Origin of the sequence: Methanogenium sp. MK-MG (assembly GCF_009914725.1) — an archaeon.
Classification (GTDB): domain Archaea; phylum Halobacteriota; class Methanomicrobia; order Methanomicrobiales; family Methanomicrobiaceae; genus Methanogenium.
Window position 1 is genome coordinate 1 of record NZ_JAAAWJ010000099.1, and the last position, 5,646, is coordinate 5,646.

The 5,646-nt window shown below is 49.7% G+C and carries 7 protein-coding genes; 2 read left to right on the top strand and 5 right to left on the bottom strand.

Annotation, left to right across the window (positions count from 1 at the left end):
* The 5 genes from MKMG_RS10335 to MKMG_RS10355 all read right to left on the bottom strand — a co-directional run.
* The coding region (locus MKMG_RS10335; RefSeq protein WP_305847791.1) for a ferredoxin-thioredoxin reductase catalytic domain-containing protein at positions 1–211 on the bottom strand (211 nt) is incomplete at its 3' end.
* Positions 208–498, bottom strand: a complete 291-nt coding sequence (locus MKMG_RS10340; protein ID WP_165077780.1) for a glutaredoxin family protein — start codon at positions 496–498, stop codon at positions 208–210. The genes MKMG_RS10340 and MKMG_RS10335, both read right to left, overlap by 4 nt.
* Before the next feature lie 77 nt (positions 499–575).
* On the bottom strand, positions 576–2,360 hold the full coding sequence (locus MKMG_RS10345; RefSeq protein WP_165077781.1) for a DUF2207 domain-containing protein: 1,785 nt from the start codon (positions 2,358–2,360) through the stop codon (positions 576–578).
* 16 nt (positions 2,361–2,376) lie between these two features.
* Positions 2,377–2,934, bottom strand: coding sequence for a LemA family protein (locus tag MKMG_RS10350; RefSeq protein WP_165077782.1), 558 nt, complete (start codon positions 2,932–2,934; stop codon positions 2,377–2,379).
* Positions 2,935–3,249: 315 nt separating this feature from the next.
* On the bottom strand, positions 3,250–4,410 hold the full coding sequence (locus MKMG_RS10355; protein WP_165077783.1) for an iron-containing alcohol dehydrogenase: 1,161 nt from the start codon (positions 4,408–4,410) through the stop codon (positions 3,250–3,252).
* A 192-nt stretch (positions 4,411–4,602) separates the two neighbouring features.
* Between MKMG_RS10355 and MKMG_RS10360 the strand changes: the two genes are divergently transcribed.
* On the top strand, positions 4,603–5,061 hold the full coding sequence (locus MKMG_RS10360; RefSeq protein ID WP_165077784.1) for a hypothetical protein: 459 nt from the start codon (positions 4,603–4,605) through the stop codon (positions 5,059–5,061).
* Positions 5,062–5,256: 195 nt separating this feature from the next.
* Positions 5,257–5,646, top strand: a 390-nt coding sequence (locus MKMG_RS10365; protein WP_165077786.1) for a flavodoxin family protein, incomplete at its 3' end; no start/stop codon positions are given.

Here is a 5,646-nt window from a genome sequence, read left to right on the forward strand (position 1 = left end):
CACATGGACAGATAATGTCGATGTTGTCTTCACGCGGGCCAACAGAGAGACGGCAGGGACATGCCGCAAACCCGTAGCGTTCTTCATTAATTAAAATGCCATGCACCAGTTCCTTTGCAAAGTCCTCATCAGGGTTCAGATGATACCCCGACGGTTCGGCCTGCTGTTTTATCGCAAGATACCTCCGTTCAATATCAAACCGGTTGATCATATGGCGAGCTCCAGTGCAGCGGCAATCTCATCAGGTCTGTCCCCGACGATCACCTGTTTTGTATCTCCGATCACGATCGTCGGGAACGAACACCGCGGGTTATAGCTCTTGACAAGATCATACATCCCGGTAAACGTCTCCCCGCTGAGAAGGTCCACATCAACATAGTCATACGCAATGCCCTTCTCTTTGAGAAAGGTCTTTGTTCTTCTGCAGTGTCCGCATGTAGTGAGAGAGAAGAGTGTTACAGCGATATTTTCATCACCATCCATATGAGTGAAATCCATTGAAAGGCACCCAATTCTCACATGCAGCTGATGCTATATAAAAATACCTTCAGACGGAAAAAATAAAAAAATGGGGGTTATCTGCCGCCGGCCCCGCCGCCGCCGAATCCGCCACCGCCACCAAATCCACCGCCGCCGACACCGCCGGAGGACGAGGGAGGAGTGTAGCGGGCAACCGGAATAAACGCGGCATACATCATATGAACATGCGGCATGTTGGTCTCCCGGATATCAATGGAGAGGTTCTGCATCGCTTCTTCAACCTTGTCACCAACCCCGAGGGCAGTGCCATAGACAAGCCATTCTCCCCACATGGAGAGATCTGCCGGGGAATAACGCTGAATCATGGCAGAGTCTGAAAGGAATGCAGAAAACCCGTCCCACCTCAGTTTCTCGGCATAATAGTCCTCCTTCCACCGGCCAAAGAGTGTCGTCGGGAATACCGCTGCAATGCCTCCCTGTACGACCATCACAAGCCCCAGTATCCCCGCAGGGACTGAGAGCGGGGCTGTTGCAGGAGATATGAAGAACAGGAAGAATGAGAAGAGAGCTATTCCAAGACCTGCGGCAAAGAGCGGTACAATTTTCCCGCGCCCCTCCTCAATATATCGCCCGGAAATGGAACTGTCCACCTCTGATGTCAGTGCAGACAGAGAGGTATTCAGGCTGGCAATATTCGCTCCCCCTGAATTTGCAGCTGCAGCAAAGGAACGGGTGTCAAGCACCCCGCCGGTCCCTGCGTTTGAGACGAAGTTTATAACCCGCTGTTCATAGGCATCTGCTGACACGGTCTTTACGACCTGGATGTCCACACCTGAAGCGTCGTCATGCTCCGTCACACGGAGGATGCCCCGGCGGTGAAGGTCAAGAATCGTCGCATAGAACCCGTTCTCATCAAAGTCAACCGCATCTCCTTTGAAGATCAGGTTTACCTGCCATGGAGGGATGGCGGGGTCAGGCACAAAACTGATCTGTTCCGGAACAACTGTCTGCTTCTCCCGCCCGTGCCGCAGAAAGATGGCAATGAGAAACAGCGGAGCTGCAATTACACCAATTCTTCCCAGAAGAAGCATCAGCGATGAAAACAGCGCAGGAATGCTGTAGAACAATGCGGCAGTCTCTGCCTTCTGCCCTACCGCAGTGGTCTTCTCCGGGAACCCGTCAATAACATCCATATACGCCGGGTCAAGGAGCATCTCAATTTCAATCAGTATGTCCTCGCCTGCAGTCCCTGTAATATGATACGCACCGTCTGTCATCACCGTCTCAAATGAGGTGGGACGGACCCAGATTTCTCTGACATACTCTCCCGGAATGGTGATGTCCACTGAGCGGTATGGGATGTGCGTTGCCGCCAGTTTCAGGTTGAGGTGTGCATACTCGTCATCATACTGAAGAGGAGGGTGGATGCGGACGGTGTAGTGAGCCGTATACAGACCTTTATCCAGTCGTGTTTCACGGAATATACCCATCTCATTGTATTCACCAAGGCTTTCAATCCGGGGACGCTGTGCCTCCCCACCCTCTCCTGTGACAACTGAATTGCCTCTGCTGTCAATGGCATAGCCGACCATATCGGCAGGCGCTTTTACATCGATGAACTCAACATACGGGGATTGCTGCTCTTCAAATGCAAGGGTATCGTCCCATGTCCGAAAGAGCATCCGGTATGTAGCCGCAGATGCCACGTCATAGACATAGGTCTCGGTCAGGGTGCCGTCATTTTCAAGCACTGCTGTATAGGTATCTGCAACAAGGTCAGGCTCAAATGAGAGGCCTGTCCCGAAAGAAAAAAAGATGGAGAGACCTGCAAGAAGCAGACAGGCAACGACAATGATCCCGAGCTGATTTGTCTCTTTCACAACACTTCAGTCCTTTCTAGAATGCAATCTTCGGGGCCTCGTTAATCTCTTCTTCAAACTCAAGGTACTCAAGTTTTGAGAAGTGTACCGCAGACGCAACGATATTCGATGGAATCGTGTCACACATCGTGTTGTACTGCTGGGAGATGTTATTGAAGGTGTAGCGCTGCCGGCCAATCTCATCTTCAATGCTGCGGACAGAGGCCGTCAGTTCAGAGACCACCGAGGCGGTCTTCAGGTCAGGATAGCTCTCGACAACGGCAAAGAGGCGGCCAAGTATTGAGCGGGACTCCGCCTCAATTTTATTGAGGTCGCCGGGGCCTGCAGCACCGACACCGGAGCGCATCTTTGTCACTTTCTCAAGGGTCTCTTTCTCAAACGATGCATAACTCTGCACTGCACCAAGGAGCTGGTTTATCATATCCAGCCGTTTCTTCATTGCAACACGAATCTGCCCCAGAGTTGCCTCTGAGGAATTTTTCAGGCTCTGGAACCTGTTATATATGCCTACAAGCCAGAGGACAAGTGCAATGAGCACAATTACCAGAATGCCGCCAATTATCAATTCAATCATACGATCACGCGTAATGAAGAAATGGGTGACCTGACAATTTATACTCTGCCTCTGAAACAACAATTCCACCGTTTTTTCAGGGATTCCCTGCGGAGGATCTCATCTTTTGCCTGCAAAACACTGTCCCTGACGGTATCAGATTCATCACTGGAGACCTGACGCAGCAATGGAAGTACACGCACATCCCCCAGCCGTCCGGGTGCCCATACTGCTCAACATCTTTCAAAAGCGCAGTCAGTGGTTCAATGGCCCGGCTGTCTCATTCATCCGCCCCGGAGAATGGGCAGCCAGTCTCGTTGACAGAAGAAATTTTTTTTAAAATACACTCTCAAACAGATTTGATAGATCTTTTCTGCCCGGTATTCTCGGATTGGTCGCAATACAGGGATCACCAGCGCTACGTGCCACCAGATCAGGAATGTCAGCCTTCGATGCGCCATAGACTGAAAGGGACAACGGATTGTCAATACTTCCACGCATATCCATAATTTGTTCAAACATTCCTGTGACTACTCTTTTGTCGTCAGTGATATCCGGAGAAACGCCAAGGATATGTGCAATTTTCCGGTATTTACGTTTCGATGAAGAATAATTATACTGAATCGCACTCCGCATCACGATTGAACTGGCAATTCCATGCGGGAGATCGTACATACCCCCGATTGCATGAGACATCGCATGGATGAGCCCCAGTCCTGCGTTTGAAAACGCGATACCGGCATACATACTCGCCATCAGTGACTGAAAACGATGATCGGGATCATCCGCCCGATCCAGTGAAAACGGAAAAATATCGGCTGAAAGTTTTATTGATTCAAGCGCCAGCATGTCGCTGAAATGAGAGGCACCGTTGGATACATACGCTTCAATGGCATGCGTGAGGGCATCAATGCCGGAATTAACCGTAACATCCCCGGGCTGTGTCATCAGGGGAACAGTATCAAGGAGGGATACATCCGGAACAAGAGATTTTGAAACAATAATATTTTTTGTTTTTTTGGCCGTATTGCGGATTACTGCATATTGCGAAACATCTGCTCCACTCCCTGCGGTTGTTGGCACACAGATCAATGGAGGCATGGGATTTCTCACCAGATCAACTCCGATATAGTCCAGAATATTCCCTCCGTTTGCTGCAACAATACCGATTCCCTTTGCACAGTCAAGGACACTGCCACCACCTATTGCCAGAATTCCGGTACACTCTTCACTCAGGTACACATCTGCCCCTGCCATCACATTATAGTCCCGGGGATTCTCCTCGATATCAGAAAAGATGACATATTCAGTGCCCGCTTCATCAAGGCTCAGAAGAACTTCCCGCATCCATTTCCGGCGAAATACACTTTCATCGGTTGCCAGAAGAACAGTATCCGAATGAAAATTTGAGGTATATCTGCCTGCATAAATTCGTGCATTGTCCCCGGTAATAATCTCCGGGATAACAAATTTCCTGTGCTCACGAACCATTTCCATCCACTACATCACCCCGGCAAAATCTACTGCTATGTATTCATTGTCCAGATAAAAACTATCTCATGGATGCAGGCATATTTGAAATATCAGGTATCAAAGATCGGTCAAAAATTCTCGATATCATATACATCAGGCCACCATCTGCATAGCACAGCAATATCTATTTATTTCCTCTCCAGACATGAACTTATTATGATGAGACCGAAGAAAGGGAAGATGATCCTGCCCATAATTGGCATCTGCGGTATGATCGTTCTGACAATATGCGCAGGATGCACAGATTCCGTACCTGCAGATATCACAGACGGTGACATTACTGCCATACCCGGCACCGTTTCCCCCACTTCATCAACCGGCGAACAGGTCTACGGAAATATCGTCATTGACGTGCCGGATTTTGTTCAGCACTGGAAACCTGACGGGACCTGTTACTGGGAAGGACGCATCCACGTCGCGAATACCGGAGACGCACCTGAAATGAATGTCGTCATACGTTCCTATCTCATACGTGTAGCGGATGGTGAAAGAGAAGATGTTGACAGCAACTCCTTCACCCGGATTAATCCGGGTGAACCCCTGTCATTTGTATCACAGCTGTATGGCACCTGCGATGAAGAATACTACATTGTGGTGAAAGCAGATACGGAATAGACGGATTAATGTTATTCTCATATCAGGAGGGGGCTCACCCCTCCCGGCCCTCCGGGAAGGTTCCCTCATGCATGCCGTTTCCGCACCTCCTGTTCCCCTGACGACAAACGCCGGAACCCGTTCCCCGGAGACAGACGGAACGAGCCAAAAAATAAACCCAAATATTATTATTGGTTCTCAACTTTCAGTCATCTTATGAAGATTCTTGCAGTCAACGCAAGCCCCCGCAGAAAAAACAGCAACACGCTCCGGCTTGTTGAAGCGGCACTTACGGGAGCAGCGGATGCAGGAGCGGACACAGAACTCCTTGACATATGCGAATATGACATCGGATACTGCACAGGCTGCGGTATCTGTTACCAGACCGGAGAGTGTCCTGTTAAGGATGATTATACAGACATATTATCCAGAATGCAGGCGGCTGACGGTCTGATTATCGGAACGCCCGTATACATTAATGCCGTTACTGCACAGCTCAAAACCCTGCTGGACAGGATGGCAGACGTTATTCATTGCCAGGCATTCACCGGAAAATACGGCATCGTTGTTGCCACAGGAGGCGGAGGAGGCACCGATGAGGTGATC